General features: G+C 48.3%; 1 protein-coding gene and 1 pseudogene. Both read left to right on the plus strand.

The features are described 5' to 3' along the window. On the plus strand, window positions 1-463 hold a 463-nt coding region (locus tag R7E78_RS27450; RefSeq protein ID WP_318058795.1), incomplete at its 5' end, for a glycosyltransferase. Window positions 464-473: 10 nt separating this feature from the next. Further along, window positions 474-652: pseudogene (locus tag R7E78_RS27455) on the plus strand (glycosyltransferase family 1 protein); the annotation flags it as partial.

Raw genomic sequence — 652 nt, forward strand, 5'->3', positions numbered from 1 at the left:
ATTAGTTACCGACCTTGGTATGCAAGACCGCGTGCACTTCGCCGGAGAACAGACCAATGCGGGCGCTTGGATGTCGGGCAATGCTGACGCTTTCATTCGCGGCGCATACGAAGAGGCTTTTGGTCTAGTCGTAGGAGAAGCGGCATTAGCAAAACTGCCAATCGTAGCACCTAAAACTGGCGGTATTCCCGAATTATTCGAGCACAACCATAGCGCCCTTCTTTATCCAAATCAGGGCATGGCTGGACTGCTGAATGCGATTCAATTGGTCATGCAAGATGCCGACTTGCGAGAAAAACTGGCTGAAAATGCCTACCTACATGCTAGCCAAAACTTGACCACGACCGCTTCCGTCAAAGCGATTGAAGCAATTTATGAAACCGAGCTGGAAAACAAAACTGTTGTACCGATGCCAATGGCGCAGTGCATGAAACCCATTTCCCGCTGGTTGAGCATCAACTGAGGAACAGATCATGAAACGTGTATTGATGTTCGATGCGATTCCAATGCAAGGCGGCTCAAAAATCGCAAATGCAGAGCTACTCAAACAGTGCAATAATCTCAACGTTGTTGGTTATTTGGTGACAACAAAGCCCGAGCATTGGACGCCACTTTTGGAAGACACGCCACGCATCCAGATTCTCAACATAAA

The organism is Vibrio sp. YT-19(2023) (genome assembly GCF_033337395.1).